This window comes from Thalassotalea sp. G20_0, from assembly GCF_017744175.1.
Lineage (GTDB): Bacteria > Pseudomonadota > Gammaproteobacteria > Pseudomonadales > Endozoicomonadaceae > Endozoicomonas.
On record NZ_JAGHQV010000394.1, the window covers coordinates 1 to 677 of the forward strand.

Sequence of the window (677 nt, forward strand, 5' to 3'; positions counted from 1 at the left end):
CTACCTTTAACGATCAAATGAATTTCTGTCGAAATTCATCGCCATACACATTAGCTATGATTGTTTCCAATCAAAACTTGAGAGTGTCTCAGCAAGAATTCAATCAACCAATTTAAATTAATTAAATCGATGGATTTCATTCAGCTTAATTTGGATTCCACATTGTTAAAGAACATTCTTTCATTAAGAAAGAAGAGCAAAATATGCTTAATGAATCAGTTTTCTACTATCTCTTACAAGACGAGAAATTGGTGGAGCTATGCGGGATCGAACCGCAGACCTCCTGCGTGCAAAGCAGGCGCTCTCCCAGCTGAGCTATAGCCCCCTATTTTTTCCGTTGAACCAGGCTTTCATTTCTTGAAAGCTTGGTGGGTCTGGGCAGATTCGAACTGCCGACCTCACCCTTATCAGGGGTGCGCTCTAACCGACTGAGCTACAGACCCGGTATCTGAATCAAGATAACGGATTCATTAAACACACTTTTAAAGAACTTCACAGCCTCAGAATAAGGCTGCTTTAACAAGTTATAAAATTGCCAATGCAATTTTAAATCAAACAATTCGTGTGAACGCTTATGGACGTCGGTTTTCGTTTAAGGAGGTGATCCAGCCCCAGGTTCCCCTAGGGCTACCTTGTTACGACTTCACCCCAGTCATGAATCACTCCGTGGTAATCGT

General features: G+C 41.7%; 2 tRNA genes and 1 rRNA gene. All 3 read right to left on the reverse strand.

Features of this window, described 5'->3' with window-relative positions:
- Positions 1-249 precede the first annotated feature (249 nt).
- Positions 250-325, reverse strand: a tRNA-Ala gene (locus J7438_RS26685).
- Between the two features lie 41 nt (positions 326-366).
- Positions 367-443 (reverse strand) — tRNA-Ile (locus tag J7438_RS26690).
- Positions 444-593: 150 nt separating this feature from the next.
- Positions 594-677 (reverse strand): 16S ribosomal RNA (locus tag J7438_RS26695); the annotation flags it as partial.